Here is a 16,790-nt window from a genome sequence, read left to right as displayed (position 1 = left end):
TAATTTTATTTAATTTTGGTTTTATTTTTGTTTCTGTTGTTTTAATTTGACTTGTGTCTGTTTTTCTATTAAACTATTATCAAGAAAAAAATCCGCAGGAGGAGCATTTATGGGAAAACTACTTGCCAAAGAACGACAAAATGAAATCATCGAATATATTAACAGCACCGGCAGTGCCAAAATTGGAGAACTGGCAGAAAAATTTGACGTCACAAAAGAGACTATTCGCAGAGATCTGACCCATCTTCAGGAAATCGGTGCCATAGAACGAAGCCATGGTGGTGCAACTCTGGTTTCCAGCTTAATCCCTGTTCCTATTGAAGCAAGAACTGATGAAAACCGGAATCTTAAACTTGCCTTATGTGAAAAAGCTCTGGAGCTGATACCTGAAAAAGCCGTCATTTATCTGGATGCAGGAAGCACAATGCAGTGCATGGCACAATTGCTAAGTCAGAAAACCGGATACACCATTGTCACTAATTCTATCAACACAACCTACTTTCTTAACAACGGAAACAATGTTACCATTTTAACCGGCGGACAGCTAAATCCAAATAATATGTCCACAGAAGGTTTCCAGACAACCAATCTGATCAACAGCATCAAAGTAGATATCGCTTTCCTCGGAACCAGTGGTTTTGAGGGGCATAATGGTCCTGCTGTCACTGAATTTACAGATGCCCAGATTAAACAGTCCATTATTCCACAATCCAAGGTAGTTGTTGTTATATCAGACAGTTCAAAGGCACATGTCTGTTCTCTTGTACAGTATGCCAATTGGAAGGATATCGATTATTTCATCACTGATCGGAATCTTCCGGCAGAAACGTTTAAAACCCTCAGTGAACTTACTGAAGTCATCCTTGTGTAATATTCAAGACTCGCTCGCGAGTCTTGGCGCGGAATTCGGGTCTGCATAGCAGACATACTTCCAATCCGAATTCCTGCGCATCCTCGCGGAGCGTATATCAGATGGGGGATTGAAACCCGCCACTGATACATAATTGTTGCTCACCGCCTACAGAGGCGGGAGTCATCCCTCATCTGATATAACAGGAAAAAGGGAAGAGATCCTATAATAATAGATTCTCTTCCCTTTTTAAATTAAATCACCCAGATAATCATATCCAAATTGATAAACCGCCATATTTCTAATCAGGGCAAACCCCAGAAATATTATAATTCCAGTTATTAACATCCATAATCCCGGCTTTAATATTTTAATTTTTATTTGAAACAGCTGTCTGGCTGCAATCCAGATAATACACCATAAAACTATCACAGCTCCATATACTACGGTCGGATTACAAAACAAAGCCCTCTTTACGTCCAGATGCATCAGTGCGATTACCGCCCTGGTTCCACCACAGGCGGGACAGTAAAGATGCGTTACTTCTTTAAAAAAGCAAGGCATCAGTCTTACTATCTTAAAAAGTATCATCATAATCTTCAACCTGTTCTTCATATGAATCATTAAATTCTTTTTCAAATGATTTCTGAAAATCGTTATTTAAAAAGATATTAAAAATAAATAGGAGAATCAGAAGAATCGTTCCGATAATCGAAACAATACCACAGATCAGACCTGCCTTTGCTTTTTTATCTCTTACTCCGGATACTTTAGGTGATACTGCATAACAGACGATAGCTGCAATTCCCAAAAAAATTGCAATTGGTGAACAGCAGCATGTAAGCATCAAAAGCACGGCTATAATTCCAAGAATCATCGAAGCCAGTGCAATACCATTGGACTGGCCATCTGCTGTTTCTTCTTTATGATATGTTTCTTTAGCGTCACCAATGACTATACTGTCCTGATTCAGTCCTTGTTTATTTTCCTGATCCTCATGAATTTCATATCCTGTGTAGGGATCATACTTTTTCTCATTCATCCATATTCCTCCTTAATATCAAAACTACGATCTGATATATCGAATCATTCCAGGTCCCAGCTCTTTGGTTGGCCTGGAAATAAATCCATGTTTCTGGTAAAAGGGTTCTCTTCCCACGGCGCACATCAGATCCAGCATAATTTCTGTTCCCTCTTCACATAAATTTTCCACATACTGGATTAAATCTTCAATAATTACACTTCCTATTCCATAATGCTGAAAATCCGGATGAATCATTAAATCCTGAATATAGCAGATAACTGCACCATCACCTACTAGACGTCCCATTCCGACAATTTGTGCATCTATGTAAGCACAGACAATATAAAGGCTATGATCCAGCGCTTTCTTTGCCTGTGTCCTTGAAAGCGGCTTAAATCCCACTGCTTTCCGCAGTTCCAGATAAGTATCGATTCCCATATGATTTGAAACTAATGTTACTTTACCCATTTTTCTCATCCCTCTATTTGTATTCATAGAAAAGTATTATATCATGTTACTTCAAATTATGATATAATGAAACAGATTATTTTGCAGATTTTAGGATAAATAGAAGGTGAATTTATGGATTTTATGATATTGAACTGGATTCAGACTCACATGAGATGCGACTTTCTTGATTTTATTTTTTCCCATATTACAATGCTGGGAAACGGTGGATTGATATGGATTTTCATCTGTGTCTTATTGCTTTTTACTAAAAGATACCGGAAGGCTGGTATTTTTATTCTTCTTGCCATGCTGACCGGAAATCTTTTAGGTGAACAGATTATCAAACCACTCATTGCACGACCAAGACCTTTTATACAGCAGTCCTTTGATTTAATCATTCCTGCTCCGTCCGGATATTCCTTCCCATCTGGACACACGGCATCTTCTTTTTGTGCAGCCTTATTCCTTACTTTACTTAACCGTCGTTTTGCTTTGCCTGCTTATCTTCTCGCAGTTGCCATTGCATTCAGCCGGATGTATCTATATGTGCATTTTCCAACAGATGTACTGGCAGGAATCATCTTAGGCAGTGTTTGTGCTTTAATATTTTATTATTTATACATATATAACAAAAAGACATCATAAAATTGAGGCTATGCTTTTGAAGCACAGCCTCTTATTTTTATGATCTTAATTCCTCTGGTAATACATCTTCTGTTAGGTCATTGATAATTTCTCCAGCTATAATTAGTCCTGCCACTGACGGGACAAATGCTGTGGAGCCTGGAATATCTCTGCGTTCTGTACATTTATGTTGTGCTCCTGGTGGACAGATGCAGTTTTCTCTACAGCTAATTGCCATATCATTTATTGGTCTTCTGGCTTTTTCTCTGGAATAGACGACTTTTAAATCCTTCACTCCTCGCTTCTTCAGTTCTCTACGCATAACCCTTGCAAGAGGACACACAGAGGTTTTATAAATATCCGCCACTTCAAACATTTCAGGATGTACTTTATTTCCTGCACCCATGCTGCTGATAATCGGAGTCCCTGCCTCTTTTGCCTGCATAACCAGCTGAATCTTTCCAGTGACTGTGTCAATACAGTCAACAACATAAGAATAATCTTTAAAATCAAACTGATCCTTTGTCTCCGGAAGATAAAAGCATTTGTATACGTTCACAGCACATTTAGGATTAATATCTAAAATACGTTCTTTCGCCACATCTACCTTATATTTTCCTATTGTTGATCTTGTAGCAATAATCTGGCGGTTTAAATTGGTTAAACATACTTTGTCATCATCAATCAGGTCTATTGCTCCAACACCACTTCTTGCCAATGCTTCTACAGTATATCCTCCAACTCCGCCGACTCCAAATACAGCAACTCTGGAATTCTCTAATCTCTCCATGGCTGCTTTTCCATATAATAATTCTGTTCTAGAAAACTGATTTAACATAATTTCCCACCTTTTAAATTTTTCATCTTTATCTCAATTTCTTATTTTATCATCTGACTAAATAATTCGTTTTCGAGCATACGATATCCTACTCCCACCTCTGTATAAATATACTGCGGAACAGCAGGGTTTTCTTCAATTTTCCTTCGGATATTTGCCATATTTACTCTTAAGATCTGATTATTATTATCTGCATGAGGTCCCCATATATTTTTAATAATAAACTCATAAGTGATAACTCTCCCTGCATTTTCCGCTAAAAGAGACACCAGCTTATATTCTATCTGCGTCAGTCTGATTTCCTCATCTTTTAAAAATACTCTTCTTTTATCAAAATCAATTTTTAATTTTTTTGCACAATATACAGGTGTAGTGGTTCCTGCCTCCATAGGCTGCTGACGATGACGTAAAGCTGTTCTGATTCTTGCCAGAAGCTCCTGATTTCCAAAAGGCTTGGTTATATAGTCATCTGCTCCCATATCCAGTGCCCTTACTTTCTCAGATTCCTGATTTCTTGCAGAAATAACAACAATCGGTGTTACAGACCATTGTCGTACTGCTTCTAAAACTTTTGCTCCATCCATATCCGGCAGCCCTAGATCCAATAAAATTATATCCGGACAATAGGATTCTGCACATTGTATTCCCTGATCTCCTGTAGTACATAGAATGGTTTTAAAACCATTAGCCTTTAATATGGCTGACATAAAATTCCCAATATTTTCTTCATCTTCAACAATTAATGCTGTCAGCTTCACCTCTGCCATGTATCAAATCCTCCTATTTTCTTTTTTCTTCTTCCAATGGGAGACTAAAATAGAATAGTGCTCCTTTTTCATGATTTCTTGCATGAATCGAGCCCTGATGAGCCAGTATGATTGTTTTACAGATGCTAAGTCCTACCCCCATACCTTTACGGCTTTCGTTTTCACTTATTCCTCCGCATCCATCAAAAATAGTATCCAGCCGATCTTCTTCTATCCCTTTTCCATAATCTTTTATATAAAATACTACATTATTGTCTTCTTGTCGAATATAAAAATCAATGGGCTTAAATTCTCCAGAATGTACCCATGCATTTTCCAAAAGGTTGATTATAACCTGTTCTATCAGTGTAGGATCCATTGGAACCATCAGAAATTCTTCTGGTATTTTCACCTGGATTGTGCTGTCAGGATATCTTTTCTGAAATCGGATGACTGCTTCTGATACCACCTCTTCCAGCGGTTCCGGTGTTTTTTTTACGCAGGCAACATTATCACTTCCATCATTTTGAATTCTTGTAATGCTTAGAAGATTTTCAACTATATTTAACAGCCAGTTTGCATCCTCCTGTATTCCCAGAATCAGCTGATCTTTTGCCTCCTCATCTAAATAATCCTTTGCCTCCAGATAAGTAGAGCTGGCACCTATCATCCCTGTAAGAGGTGTTCTTAGATCATGAGAAATAGATCGGAGAAGATCAGATCTCATTTTCTCTTTTTCCTTTTCAAGTCTCAGTTCATTAATTTCCTGATTGTACTCATTTAATTTTGCAAGCTGTTTTTCTCTTTCTATTGCCTCTTCCTTTTGTGTATTTAGACTGCTTGTGGTCATATTGGTAATAATGGATATGATTAATATTCCAATAAAAGTCAAGGGATAATCCTCTATAAGAAAATTCAATCGAAAATACGGATATGTAAAACGCCAGTTTATCAGTAAAACACTGATAAAAGAAGATATAATCCCCCAGAAATATCCGTCTGTATATCGTGAAATCAAAAATGTTGCAAGAACATATATAATGGGTACATTTCCTGAATGACTGGTCTGATAAAAAAAGAAATGAGACACCAATGTTGCTGTAAGCAGAATAAAAACTGCTATCATTAGATTTTTCCATTTTTTCATAAAACAATTCTCCCTTAAATAACAAAGCATCGCTTTGCGTGCCAGATGCTATTGCGCAAGCAATTATCCCCTTGTGTATCAGTCCGCATCTTTCGCGGAGTGTTTTGATTACATAGGAAATTGAAAAGAATTTCCTATGTAATCAAAAACCGGAGGTTTCTTAATTAGAAATCCCCGGTCTTATTCCCTATGCTTCTCCAACATGATTAGATTGAATACTAACATCAATAATGCAGTTGGATACATGATCTGAATTGATAGTCAAATCATAATTCACTCTTAATTTCATATGATCTTCCTGTTCTTTCCACTCAATACTGCTGGTATTTACACCCAGGAGAAGACTTCCAAATGGTGTATCGTAATAAGAAAGATTCTCTTTTCCTTTTTCAAATACCATATGTGAACTGCTTCCGCCCTTTTTGGTAAGTTCTACTGTCTGCGGGCCGATTTTTAAAATATTTTTAACAACCTCATTATCTTCAGCAATCTCATCATACAGGATATAATGTTTTCCATTTTTCAAGTAGTAGGCACCGGTCGTCATCACTTCAATAGGTTCATCAGAATCCACATCCACCTGAAGACCGGAAATATTAATCAGTACATCTTTTGTCATAGTTATCACTTTCTAATATTTTTCAATTTCAACAGGCTGAACCTTATCTACTCTGCATGGCAGGACACGGTCTGCAAAAGAAAGAAACTGATCTGCCATGTCGCTGACATAATACTCATATTGTGCCATATGATTTTTCGAAGCAGATAATCCGTTTTCTTTCAAAACCTGTTTTAATGTTTTAGCTACTTCATATGCAGGATTTACAAGAGTTACCTGATCACCAACAAAATTCTGTATTGGATTGATCAATAACGGATAATGGGTACATCCAAGAATCAGAGAGTCTATTTTATATTGTTTGAATTCTCTCAGATATCTGGAAACCATATCCTCTGTAATACGATCATCAATCAGTCCTTCTTCCACCAGCGGTACAAACAACGGACATGCTTTTGTTACAACTGTAACCTTAGGATTCAGTTTGCGTAAACACTTACTGTACTGTCCGCTTTTAATCGTTGCATTCGTTCCTATAATTCCAATATTATTATTTTTTGTTGCCTGCATTGCCGCAATGGCTCCCGGCTGTACCATACCGATTATCGGAACTATGTATTCCTGCTGCAGTTCTGCTATGGCCAGGGCACTGGCCGTATTGCATGCAATCACAACAGCTTTAACACCCTTGCTCAGAAGAAAATTCACGATCTGTCTGGAGTAACGGATAATGGTATCTTTGGATTTTGTTCCATATGGCACTCTCGCCGTATCCCCAAAATAAATCATACTTTCTTCCGGAAGCTGCCTCATGATTTCTCTGGCAACAGTCAGTCCTCCAACTCCTGAATCAAATACTCCAATTGGTGCATCCATTGGAATACCTCCTTCTAACGATATCTTGTTCTTGCCTGTTCAATCAGTGTATCAATTAACTGTGGTGTATCCAATCCACAAGCTTTCCAAAGCATTGGATACATACTGATGGATGTAAATCCTGGAAGTGTATTGATTTCATTAAATACAACTCTTCCTGATTCCTCAAGGAAAAAGTCTACTCTTGAACATCCAAATCCATCCACAGCCTTAAATATTTCAACAGCATCTTTACGAATCTTTTCCTTTGATTCTTCCGGCATATCAGGATCAATCACTGTCTTAGATTCAGCATTATTATATTTTGCATCAAAATCATAAAAATCTGCTGCTGCAAGAATTTCACCAACGCAGGTTGCTTTCACTTCTTTTCGATCTCCAAGAACCGCACATTCAACTTCTCGTCCAATGATGGTCTCTTCCACCAGAATGTTACGATCATGTTTTACAGCTTCATAAAGTGCTGCCTCCAGCTCCTTACGATTCTCTGCTTTGGAAACCCCTTTGGAAGATCCTGCACAAGACGGTTTAACAAAAACAGGATATGGGATTTCTTTTTCCACACGATCCATTGCCTTATCCAGTTCCCCAAAATCTGTCTCTCTGATGTGAACAAATTTTGCCTGATCCACACCTAATTTTTCAACGATAATTTTTGTATATACCTTATCCATTGAAACTGCAGATGCCAGAACCCCACATCCAACATAAGGAATTTTGGACATTTCAAACAGTCCCTGTATGGTTCCATCTTCTCCGTTCATTCCATGAAGAACCGGGAAAATCACATCAACTTTCTGTAATTTATATGTCTCCTCTGCAAGAATAACAAGAGAACGTGTTGTTGTATCAGGAGAAATAAATGCTCTGACTTCTCCTTCTCTCCAGCTTCCATCCTCAATGTCTTTTAGTTTATCTACAAGCAGCCATTTCCCATCCTTTGTAATTCCCACAAGAATAATATTATATTTTTCCTTATCCATATTCTGGATCACTGTCATTGCAGAAAGACAGGATATATCATGTTCAGAGGAATCCCCTCCAAAAACAACCACTACATTTTTCTTCATAATTATCTCATCTCCTTAGATTCCATTTCTCATTTCATATATCAGATTTTAAGAATTTTTCCTGTAACATAGCAACAGTATAACATAATCTACGGAATAATGTGAAACCGTTCGAAAATAAATCCATTGAAATCTCTTTTATTTTTTAAATACTCTTTTTCACTGCGAAATGTCCATCCGTATATTGGAACATGATAAATCTTTCTGCAGATTTTAAGCGGAAGACAATTTTTGTATTTATAATGATAGGCAATAAAATCCGGCTTTGTAATGAAATTGGTTAAAAGATTCTTTACCACAAAATAAGCTGGAATATTATTCCATTCCTTTTCTTTAAAAAACTGCTCACTTAACTGACCTCTGATAACCTGTGGCCTGTGCTTTTTAAACCAGTATACTGCATATGGATGAAAACTTTCTATACAGTATAATCCCTTGTAAGCGTCCAGTGCCTTTGCTGTTAATGTGCACAATCTGGTATTAAAGGTTTCCATTTTCAGTTCCACCAAAAGAGGCACCTTCCCATCTATTTCATGAAGAACATCAATAAAACGTGGAATTCTCTCTTCTGTACCCATCAAAGAAATTTTCTGTAACTCCTGATAAGTCAGATCACAGATCTTTTTCTGAACACCACAGGTTCTGACCAGATCATAATCATGATGAACTACTATTACATGATCTTTCGTCAGCTGAACATCCAGCTCTATTCCATATCCCAGTTCCTTTGCCTTTCGAAAAGCTGCCATGGAATTCTCCGGTATGCCATCTATATAATGGAATCCTCTATGCGCAAAATATTTTACATCCAAAACCGGGGACTTTCTTTTTTCTCCAGGTTTTATCATTAGAATATACAATACACATCCAATCAATAAAATACCTAAAATCATAGATTCTTCCTCTTTTCATCTACAAGCTTCATTAAAGTTTCTTTTGTATTCAAAGACGGATCATCCAGTACTTTATCTAAAAGCCAGGAAAGCATGTCTCCAAGCTCTTTCCCCTGTGGCATACCTGCAGCCATCAGGTCTCCTCCGTTAACTGTAAGTTCTTTTATTGACAGACAGTTTTTCTCATCCATCGCCTGACGAAAATATTTCTTTGTCTGCTGTAAAATATATTCCTTTTCATCTCTATGAAAATAACTTTGCGCTTCAATATCGGCCTTTTGAATTTTCATAAGCTTATCAAAAAGCTCCGGTCCAAGATCACTTGCCCAGCGGCGAACCGTTTTAGGATTTACTTCTTCAGGGCTTCCGAATCTTCGATCATGCCATAATACCAGTTTCGTCACCTGACGTAATGTCTGATTATCAAATTTTAACCGACGCAAAATCTTTCTTGCTATTTTCTCTCCAATTACCGGATGCATTTTAAAGCGATCTTTATCTTTATCTTCTACCCTGGCTTCCGGTTTTCCCACATCATGGAGTAACATAGTCCACCGTAAAATATGATCCGGCTGAATATTTTTCATACTTTCCACCGTATGAATTCCTACATTATATTTGTGATGGGGATTGTTTTGCGGAGTTTCCATCATACGATCAAATTCCGGCAGAATAACAGATGTTACTCCCAGCTCATATGCATTGATCATAACTTCCGGATGATCAGATATCAGTAATTTATCCAGTTCAACCTGTATTCTCTCAGCACTAATGTCCCTAAGGAACCTGGCCTGATTTTTAATTGCTTTCTTCGTCTCTTCCTCTATCTCAAATCCCAGCTGAGCCTGGAATCGTAATGCTCTGAGAATTCTTAAAGCATCCTCATCAAATCTCTGAGAAGCAACCCCCACACAACGAATCAGCCCTTTTTTCAGATCCTCCATTCCATGATACATATCAACCAGACCTTCTCTGTCATTATATGCCATGGCATTTATGGTAAAATCTCTTCTTAAAAGATCTTCCTTCAGACATTTGGTAAACTGTACTTCATTTGGTCTTCGATGATCTTCATATTTGCCATCGATCCGATATGTTGTCACTTCAAAAGGCTGATGATCCATCATAACCGTAACGGTACCATGTTCGATTCCGGTATCTATGGTATAAGAAAAAATCTCCTTAATTTCTAAAGGAGATGCTGATGTCGTAATGTCCCAGTCCATTGGTTTTCTTCCAAGAACTGCATCACGAACACATCCGCCTACGATGTAAGCTTCGTAGCCGGATTGTTCTAAAGTATTTATAATTTTTTTTGCCTGGACAGGCATCTTGATTTTTAACATAAACATCCTTCTTTCAAAGGTTTAATATGCCTTTCCAAAATACACCATTTTTTTCGCAGGTTTTCCACAATGAATACAAACATCACCTAGATTTTCCTGTTCAAATGGCATACATCTTGTAGTAGCACCAGTTTCATCTTTGATTGCCTCTTCACATTCTGTTTCTCCACACCACATAGCTTTTACAAAACCATCCTGTTTTTCAATATGTGCTGTAAATTCATCCCATGTTCTTGCTTCTACGGTATGTTCTTCTAAATGTTTCTTTGCTCTTTCCAGCATATCGTTCTGCATTGTTTCAAGAACTTCTGCAAGTTTTGTTTCGATTTCATCTAAAGAAACAACTGTCTTTTCTCTTGTATCACGGCGTACAATAACTGCCTGATTTTTTTCGATATCTTTTGGTCCGATTTCAATTCTCGTTGGAATACCGCGAACTTCCTGTTCACTGAATTTCCATCCAGGACTCTTATCAGAATCATCAACCTTAACTTTAAAATTAGATTCCAGTCTCTGACGGATTTCTTCTGCTTTTTCCAGCACTCCTGCTTTTTTCTGCATGATTGGAACAATCATTGTCTGTACAGGTGCGATTTTTGGAGGAAGTACAAGACCTGAATCATCTCCGTGAACCATAATGATTGCTCCGATAATTCTTGTAGACATTCCCCATGATGTCTGATGTACATACTGCAGCTTATTATCCTTGTCTGTATACTGAATATCAAACGCTTTGGCAAATCCATCTCCAAAGTTATGACTTGTACCAGACTGAAGAGCTTTTCCATCATGCATCAGTGCTTCAATTGTATAAGTAGCATGAGCTCCTGCAAATTTTTCTTTTTCAGTCTTCTGACCTTTTACTACTGGAATTGCAAGATATTTTTCACAGAAATCTGCATACATATTTAACATCTGTACCGTACGTTCTTCTGCTTCCTCAGCTGTGGCATGTGCAGTATGTCCTTCCTGCCAGTAGAATTCAGATGTACGCAAAAATGGTCTTGTTGTCTTTTCCCATCTGCATACAGATACCCATTGATTATATAATTTAGGCAGATCACGATGTGACTGGATAATTTTAGAATAGAAATCACAGAATAATGTTTCTGAAGTTGGTCTTACACAGAGACGTTCCTGAAGTTTCTTATCTCCCCCGTGAGTAACCCATGCTACTTCCGGTGCAAATCCTTCTACATGATCTTCTTCTTTTTTTAACAGACTTTCCGGGATAAACATCGGCATTGCAACATTTTCCACACCTGTTTCTTTAAACATTGCATCCAAAGTCTTCTGAATATTCTCCCAGATGGCATATCCGTTTGGACGTAAAATCATACATCCTCTAACACTTGAATATTCAACCAGTTCTGCTTTCTTCACTACGTCGGTATACCACTGTGCAAAATCATCCTCCATCGCAGTAATGGCTTCGACTAATTTCTTTTCTTTTGCCATGAAATCTTCTCCTTTATTCTATGCTCAATGCATCCGCATTTTATGCAATTTTATCAAATTTTATATTACTGTAAATCCGTGGATTTTTCAAGTATCATAATTATATATCCTAATATGTTAAAAACATCATCTCATGGGCAATCAATCTGCAGGACCACAGGTCCGAAGCCGTTGCCGGGAGATGATGTTTTTATAAATCACCACTTGTAATGATGCAGTTGTCCTTCTGTCTGAAAATGTTTAAATCCCTGATGTCTTAACACTTCATATGCAACAATCGCTGCGGAATTTGACAGATTTAATGATCTGATATCCGGAAGCATTGGAATACGAATACTTGTCTCCTCATAGTTTAAAAGAATTTCTTCCGGTATCCCTGCACTTTCCTTTCCAAACATAATATATACATCTTCATCGTTTTCATACAGTGGTTCCGAATATACATGCTTTGCTTTTGTTGTTGCCATATAAATTTTAGGATTCTGATTTTTCTCAAGAAACTCCTCAAAATTAATGTATGTCCTTACATCCAGCTTGTCCCAGTAGTCCAATCCTGCTCTTTTTATCATTTTTTCATTTAATCGGAATCCCAGCGGTTCAATTAAATGCAGGACCGCACCGCATGCCACGCAGGTTCTTCCAATATTTCCTGTATTCGCCGGCATTTCCGGCTCATGTAATACTATATGAAGCATTTATTTCTCCAATCCTTTTATAAATGTATCCAGTCTTCCTAATGCTGTTTTTAGTTCATCAATAGAATATGCATAAGATACCCGCAGATATCCTTCCCCACATTTTCCAAAAGCTGAACCTGGTACAATGGCTACTTTCTGTTCATTTAAAAGACGGGTAGCAAATTCCTCTGAAGTCATACCAAATTTTTTGATCGATGGGAATATGTAAAAAGCGCCTTCCGGTTCGAAACAATCCAGTCCCATTTTTTCAAATGCATGAACAAGATATCTTCGTCTCTGATTATATGCTATCCGCATATCTTCTACCTCATCATCACATGCTCTTAACGCCTCAATTGCTGCATACTGACTGGTTGTTGGAGCTGCCATAATACAATACTGATGAACTTTTACCATCTGTTCCATGATTACCTTTGGTGCCGCTACATAACCAAGTCTCCATCCCGTCATTGCAAATGCCTTTGAAAATCCATTTATAACAATCGTTCTCTCTTTCATATCCGGTAAAGAACCAATACTTACATGCTTTCTTCCATAAGTCAGTTCAGAATAAATTTCATCAGAAATCACCAGAAGGTCGTGTTCTTTGGCAAATTCTGCAATTGGCTCCAGATCCTCTTTTGTCATAACCGCACCTGTCGGGTTATTTGGAAAAGATATAAAAATTGCTTTTGTTTTATCTGTCACAACTTCTTCCAGCTGCTCTTTTCGCAGTTTAAACCTGTCTTTTTCCTGTAAATTCACCACAACAGGAATTCCTCCTGCCATAAGGATACATGGGATATAAGAAACAAAGCAAGGCTGTGCAACGATCACTTCATCTCCAGGATTCAGGATTGTACGCATTGTGATATCAATCCCTTCACTTCCACCAACCGTTACCAGTATTTCATGGCATGGATGATATTCCATCTGATATTTTCTATGTAGGTATTTACTGATTTCAAAACGCAGTTCCTTCAGCCCTGCATTAGATGTATAAAATGTTCTTCCTTTTTCCAGCGAATAGATTCCTTCTTCCCGGACTCTCCATGGTGTATCAAAATCCGGTTCCCCAACACCCAGAGAAATAGCATCGGGCATTTCGCTGACAATGTCAAAAAACTTTCTGATTCCTGATGGTTCCAGTTCCGTTACCTGTTTTGATAAAAAATCTCTCATTATGGTGTCACCACCTGTCTCTCGTCAACTTTCTTAGCTTCCAGCACTGTTCCATGATCCTTATATTTCTTTAAAACAAAGTGGGTTACAGTACTTACCACAGATTCCAGCGGTGCCAATTTAGACGAAGTAAACATGGAAATTTCCTTCATTGTTTTTCCTTCCAGCATTACCATAAAATCATAACCTCCGGACATTAAATATACTGCTTTAACTTCCGGGAAATTATAAATACGCTCAGCGATCATATCAAATCCCTGCCCACGCTGAGGAGTCACCTTTACCTCAATCATGGCTGTCAGCTGGTCTTTGCTGGTGTTATCCCAATTGATCAGTGTATGGTATCCACAAATAATATGCTCTTTCTCCATATCCGCTATCTCATTGGCGACTTCTTCCTCTGAAACATCCAACATGATCGCCAGATCTTTTAAATCCAAACGACTGTTTTTTTCAATCAGCTTCAAAATCAATTCTCTCAGTTCCGTATTCATACCATATCCTCCATTCTATGAGTTAAAATATTATTCCTCATAAATTTTATATAATTCATCCTGTTTTGGAGCTTCCAGATTACTTGCTTTTCCCTGTCGGTAAATCAACTTTTCTCTGGAATCTGTCGTATGGCCGATGATCGTACCTTTGATGCCTTTTTGTTCCAGTGCCGCTACGAGCTCTCTTCCATGATCTGTAGTAATCAGCATTGATCCGCTGGAAATCAGCTGATATGGATTCAGATCATATCTTTCACATAATTCAATTGTATGTTGTTTTATCGGAATGTCTTCAATGACAACTTCCAGTCCTACTCCAGATGCCTTGGAAATTTCCCATAAAGCACCATAGATACCACCTTCCGTAATATCATGCATAGATGATGCATATTCTTTGGCGATCAATCCCTCCGGTACTACTGAAATATCCTTCAGACAATCTTTTGCTTCCTTTAAAAAAGCTCTCGAAAACCATTTTCCCAGTTCTTCTTCCTTTTCACCTGCAATGATTCCCGTTCCTTCTAATCCGATATATTTGGTAATGACAATGTCCTGTCCCGGTTTAGCACCTTTAGACAGAATCAGTTGATCTTCTTTTACTTTTCCGATTCCGGTAACAGATAAAACAGGCTGATTTACCACATCTGTAATCTCTGTATGTCCTCCCAGAACCATCATAGATAATTTTTCACATTCTCCATTAACCTGCTGCATCATCTCTTTGATCTGATACTCTTTAATGGATGACGGGAGTAATGCTGTTATCATCAGTCCTATCGGCTGGGCACCTGAAGATGCCAGATCGTTTGCTGTTATATGAACCGCAAGATGTCCGATGTCTTTGGTTGCACCTGTAATCGGATCTGTTGATGCCACAAAAACTTCGTCTTTTTCTAATTTAAGTGCCGTACAGTCTTCTCCTATTCCCGGACCGATCAGAACCTCATCTCTCTTTGTATGCAATTGTTCTATAACTACTTTCTGTAAGGCAGATTCTGATAACTTACCAATTTTCATAGCACACTCCCTATTCTAGATTCGATAACGCTATCTGGCGTTATTGCTGTTTTTCCGTGGTTTTTTTTGTTTCCTGTTTTGCTGCTGTAGTTGTAGCACTTGTAGTCTTTTTACTCTCAGTTGTCTTTTGATCTTTTTTATTCTCGGTTGTCTTCTGATCCTTTTTCTTCTTTTTATCTTCTTTCTGTTTTGTACCTTCCCTATAAGTGGCAGGTGTTGCCATATAAGAAGATGTATTAAAGACTTTCTTTGATTTCTGTTTTCCGTTTATCTTAACGATTTTCCATAATCTGGCAGTATATCCGGTATGTCCTGACTGTTCAAGAATCTTTTGTCCTTTTTCCAGAGTAGGATCTTGTATGATTTTTTCTCCTGTACTTTCTTTTACAGAAGTTGTCTCTGAAACAAATTCTACCGTACGGTCCGGATCTTCCTTGATTCCATATACTGTAAAAGTAATCGTTGATCCGTTTGCATGTCCTTCAATATAAACAGGAAAATCATTCTGATTTTCAAATTTCATATCCTTATAAGTCCCTGCAATTGCTGCATCTGCAGAACGTGGAACATAATGAACTGTCATAGAATGAGGATGACGTTCTTTAATTTTAAGCTCTGCACGGATCACCGCATTATATAAAGTTGTTGAAACCTGACAGATTCCTCCACCATATGTCTGAACAGTCTGTCCGTTTTCATAAGATCCTGCTAAAGCATATCCATTTTCTGCTGTAAACGGAGACACAGTCTCATATACAGAAAACGTTTCCCCTGGATATATTACTTTTCCATTAATCTTGCTGGCTCCATTTGCCACATTGACTTTACGTCCATATGGAGAAGAACCATACTCAGTTGTATAAGTTCCCATAACATCCTTGATTTTCTTCAGATCTTCAGATGTATATTTTGCTTTTTTCTTGGATACTTCCAGCTTTGCTTTCGTTTTGTTACTTTCAATAGCCTTCTTAAAATTCTTGAAAGTAGCATCCATTTTCAGTGTATATCCTGTTTTTTCTTTCTGAACTATAAATTTACCATTTTTTCTTTTGACTGTGGCATTTTTGGGTGCTGTAATAATGTTTTTTGTAATCTTTGTCAGTTTCTTCTCAAAAACAGCTTTATCATAATTCCGATACACACCGACCATATGCTTATCTTCTTTTACTATTGAATATTTATGAAAAATATTTCCACTTCTTCCAAGAGCATATGCCTCTTCTGCCGTTTTTTCTGAATCAGGAATAGCTCCCAGCTGTTCAATAGAAGCTTCTGTTTCTTCATCATCTATATATAATGTAATCTTTTCTTTATGAAGTTTTTTAATATGATTTTCTACTGCTTTCTGAGCCTCCTCTTTTGTCATTCCTCCAAGATTGACACCGTCACACTCAACGCCATCAATAATACGTCCTTCAGTTACTGCTCCTTTTACTGTCATATTAAGATATAACATGACTCCAAGAACCAGAATAATAATTCCGCCTGCTATTAGTCCTATTCTCTTTTTCATTTTAATTCTCATTCCCCTTCTAATTA

At 37.6% G+C, this 16,790-nt stretch carries 19 protein-coding genes; 2 read left to right on the top strand and 17 right to left on the bottom strand.

Features of this window, described 5'->3' with window-relative positions; genetic code table 11:
- Positions 1-109: 109 nt before the first annotated feature.
- A complete protein-coding gene (locus BHF70_RS08695) occupies positions 110-871 on the top strand; it encodes a DeoR/GlpR family DNA-binding transcription regulator (protein ID WP_075759852.1) in 762 nt (253 codons plus the stop codon).
- A gap of 228 nt (positions 872-1,099) precedes the next feature.
- Here the strand turns inward: BHF70_RS08695 and BHF70_RS08690 are convergent, their stop codons facing one another.
- Genes BHF70_RS08690 through BHF70_RS08680 form a run of 3 tightly spaced genes read right to left on the bottom strand, consistent with a single transcriptional unit; the run spans position 1,100 to position 2,342 of the window.
- Positions 1,100-1,444 (bottom strand): DUF2752 domain-containing protein, encoded by a 345-nt coding sequence (locus BHF70_RS08690; protein ID WP_075759851.1) that lies wholly within the window; start codon positions 1,442-1,444, stop codon positions 1,100-1,102.
- Positions 1,428-1,892 carry a DUF4190 domain-containing protein gene (locus tag BHF70_RS08685; RefSeq protein ID WP_075759850.1) on the bottom strand — a complete coding sequence of 155 codons (465 nt, stop codon included), beginning with the start codon at positions 1,890-1,892 and terminating at the stop codon, positions 1,428-1,430. Before BHF70_RS08685 ends, BHF70_RS08690 begins: the two co-directional genes overlap by 17 nt.
- Positions 1,893-1,916: 24 nt before the next feature.
- The gene (locus BHF70_RS08680; RefSeq protein ID WP_075759849.1) at positions 1,917-2,342 is read right to left on the bottom strand and encodes a GNAT family N-acetyltransferase; all 426 of its coding nucleotides are present in this window, start codon (positions 2,340-2,342) and stop codon (positions 1,917-1,919) included.
- 114 nt (positions 2,343-2,456) lie between these two features.
- Between BHF70_RS08680 and BHF70_RS08675 the strand changes: the two genes are divergently transcribed.
- Positions 2,457-2,969 carry a phosphatase PAP2 family protein gene (locus BHF70_RS08675; protein WP_075759848.1) on the top strand — a complete coding sequence of 171 codons (513 nt, stop codon included), beginning with the start codon at positions 2,457-2,459 and terminating at the stop codon, positions 2,967-2,969.
- Between the two features lie 37 nt (positions 2,970-3,006).
- On the opposite strand, the gene BHF70_RS08670 is transcribed toward BHF70_RS08675, so the two are convergent.
- From BHF70_RS08670 to BHF70_RS08605, 14 genes are all read right to left on the bottom strand, one after another.
- On the bottom strand, positions 3,007-3,786 hold the full coding sequence (locus BHF70_RS08670) for a tRNA threonylcarbamoyladenosine dehydratase (RefSeq protein WP_075759847.1): 780 nt from the start codon (positions 3,784-3,786) through the stop codon (positions 3,007-3,009).
- Positions 3,787-3,827: 41 nt separating this feature from the next.
- Positions 3,828-4,553 (bottom strand): response regulator, encoded by a 726-nt coding sequence (locus BHF70_RS08665; protein ID WP_075759846.1) that lies wholly within the window; start codon positions 4,551-4,553, stop codon positions 3,828-3,830.
- A gap of 13 nt (positions 4,554-4,566) precedes the next feature.
- Positions 4,567-5,679 carry a sensor histidine kinase gene (locus tag BHF70_RS08660; protein ID WP_075759845.1) on the bottom strand — a complete coding sequence of 371 codons (1,113 nt, stop codon included), beginning with the start codon at positions 5,677-5,679 and terminating at the stop codon, positions 4,567-4,569.
- Positions 5,680-5,866: 187 nt separating this feature from the next.
- Positions 5,867-6,298: a DUF1934 domain-containing protein gene (locus BHF70_RS08655; RefSeq protein ID WP_075759844.1), complete on the bottom strand. Its 432-nt coding sequence runs from the start codon at positions 6,296-6,298 to the stop codon at positions 5,867-5,869.
- Between the two features lie 12 nt (positions 6,299-6,310).
- Positions 6,311-7,114: a glutamate racemase gene (murI, locus tag BHF70_RS08650; protein WP_075759843.1), complete on the bottom strand. Its 804-nt coding sequence runs from the start codon at positions 7,112-7,114 to the stop codon at positions 6,311-6,313.
- Positions 7,115-7,128: 14 nt separating this feature from the next.
- Positions 7,129-8,184 carry a D-alanine--D-alanine ligase family protein gene (locus tag BHF70_RS08645; RefSeq protein WP_075759842.1) on the bottom strand — a complete coding sequence of 352 codons (1,056 nt, stop codon included), beginning with the start codon at positions 8,182-8,184 and terminating at the stop codon, positions 7,129-7,131.
- Positions 8,185-8,273: 89 nt separating this feature from the next.
- Positions 8,274-9,077 (bottom strand): glycerophosphodiester phosphodiesterase family protein, encoded by an 804-nt coding sequence (locus tag BHF70_RS08640; protein WP_075759841.1) that lies wholly within the window; start codon positions 9,075-9,077, stop codon positions 8,274-8,276.
- Positions 9,074-10,423: a CCA tRNA nucleotidyltransferase gene (locus tag BHF70_RS08635; RefSeq protein ID WP_075759840.1), complete on the bottom strand. Its 1,350-nt coding sequence runs from the start codon at positions 10,421-10,423 to the stop codon at positions 9,074-9,076. The genes BHF70_RS08640 and BHF70_RS08635 overlap by 4 nt, the downstream gene beginning before the upstream one ends.
- Positions 10,424-10,444: 21 nt before the next feature.
- A complete protein-coding gene (proS, locus tag BHF70_RS08630; protein ID WP_075759839.1) occupies positions 10,445-11,881 on the bottom strand; it encodes a proline--tRNA ligase in 1,437 nt (478 codons plus the stop codon).
- Positions 11,882-12,078: 197 nt separating this feature from the next.
- Complete coding sequence (locus tag BHF70_RS08625; protein ID WP_075759838.1) at positions 12,079-12,576, bottom strand: tRNA (cytidine(34)-2'-O)-methyltransferase; 498 nt, start codon at positions 12,574-12,576, stop codon at positions 12,079-12,081.
- Complete coding sequence (locus BHF70_RS08620) at positions 12,577-13,740, bottom strand: aminotransferase class I/II-fold pyridoxal phosphate-dependent enzyme (protein ID WP_075759837.1); 1,164 nt, start codon at positions 13,738-13,740, stop codon at positions 12,577-12,579.
- On the bottom strand, positions 13,740-14,222 hold the full coding sequence (locus tag BHF70_RS08615; RefSeq protein WP_075760569.1) for an Lrp/AsnC family transcriptional regulator: 483 nt from the start codon (positions 14,220-14,222) through the stop codon (positions 13,740-13,742). Before BHF70_RS08615 ends, BHF70_RS08620 begins: the two co-directional genes overlap by 1 nt.
- A 42-nt stretch (positions 14,223-14,264) precedes the next feature.
- The gene (locus tag BHF70_RS08610; protein WP_075759836.1) at positions 14,265-15,251 is read right to left on the bottom strand and encodes an AIR synthase family protein; all 987 of its coding nucleotides are present in this window, start codon (positions 15,249-15,251) and stop codon (positions 14,265-14,267) included.
- Positions 15,252-15,291: 40 nt separating this feature from the next.
- Complete coding sequence (locus tag BHF70_RS08605) at positions 15,292-16,764, bottom strand: VanW family protein (RefSeq protein ID WP_075759835.1); 1,473 nt, start codon at positions 16,762-16,764, stop codon at positions 15,292-15,294.
- Positions 16,765-16,790: the final 26 nt, after the last annotated feature.

Origin of the sequence: Anaerostipes sp. 494a (genome assembly GCF_001940315.1) — a bacterium.
GTDB lineage: Bacteria > Bacillota > Clostridia > Lachnospirales > Lachnospiraceae > Anaerostipes > Anaerostipes faecalis.
This window is presented reverse-complemented; position numbering and strand designations above follow the sequence as displayed.

Excerpts from the sequence above, each read along its gene's own strand:
- BHF70_RS08620 (WP_075759837.1), bottom strand. The coding sequence starts at position 13,740 with ATGAGAGATTTTTTATCAAAACAGGTAACGGAACTGGAACCATCAGGA.
- BHF70_RS08610 (WP_075759836.1), bottom strand. The coding sequence starts at position 15,251 with ATGAAAATTGGTAAGTTATCAGAATCTGCCTTACAGAAAGTAGTTATA.
- BHF70_RS08635 (WP_075759840.1), bottom strand. The coding sequence starts at position 10,423 with ATGTTAAAAATCAAGATGCCTGTCCAGGCAAAAAAAATTATAAATACT.
- BHF70_RS08680 (WP_075759849.1), bottom strand. The coding sequence starts at position 2,342 with ATGGGTAAAGTAACATTAGTTTCAAATCATATGGGAATCGATACTTAT.
- BHF70_RS08660 (WP_075759845.1), bottom strand. The coding sequence starts at position 5,679 with ATGAAAAAATGGAAAAATCTAATGATAGCAGTTTTTATTCTGCTTACA.
- BHF70_RS08640 (WP_075759841.1), bottom strand. The coding sequence starts at position 9,077 with ATGATTTTAGGTATTTTATTGATTGGATGTGTATTGTATATTCTAATG.
- BHF70_RS08605 (WP_075759835.1), bottom strand. The coding sequence starts at position 16,764 with ATGAAAAAGAGAATAGGACTAATAGCAGGCGGAATTATTATTCTGGTT.
- BHF70_RS08675 (WP_075759848.1), top strand. The coding sequence starts at position 2,457 with ATGGATTTTATGATATTGAACTGGATTCAGACTCACATGAGATGCGAC.
- BHF70_RS08655 (WP_075759844.1), bottom strand. The coding sequence starts at position 6,298 with ATGACAAAAGATGTACTGATTAATATTTCCGGTCTTCAGGTGGATGTG.
- BHF70_RS08665 (WP_075759846.1), bottom strand. The coding sequence starts at position 4,553 with ATGGCAGAGGTGAAGCTGACAGCATTAATTGTTGAAGATGAAGAAAAT.
- BHF70_RS08625 (WP_075759838.1), bottom strand. The coding sequence starts at position 12,576 with ATGCTTCATATAGTATTACATGAGCCGGAAATGCCGGCGAATACAGGA.
- BHF70_RS08685 (WP_075759850.1), bottom strand. The coding sequence starts at position 1,892 with ATGAATGAGAAAAAGTATGATCCCTACACAGGATATGAAATTCATGAG.
- murI (WP_075759843.1), bottom strand. The coding sequence starts at position 7,114 with ATGGATGCACCAATTGGAGTATTTGATTCAGGAGTTGGAGGACTGACT.
- BHF70_RS08645 (WP_075759842.1), bottom strand. The coding sequence starts at position 8,184 with ATGAAGAAAAATGTAGTGGTTGTTTTTGGAGGGGATTCCTCTGAACAT.
- BHF70_RS08695 (WP_075759852.1), top strand. The coding sequence starts at position 110 with ATGGGAAAACTACTTGCCAAAGAACGACAAAATGAAATCATCGAATAT.
- BHF70_RS08690 (WP_075759851.1), bottom strand. The coding sequence starts at position 1,444 with ATGATGATACTTTTTAAGATAGTAAGACTGATGCCTTGCTTTTTTAAA.
- proS (WP_075759839.1), bottom strand. The coding sequence starts at position 11,881 with ATGGCAAAAGAAAAGAAATTAGTCGAAGCCATTACTGCGATGGAGGAT.
- BHF70_RS08670 (WP_075759847.1), bottom strand. The coding sequence starts at position 3,786 with ATGTTAAATCAGTTTTCTAGAACAGAATTATTATATGGAAAAGCAGCC.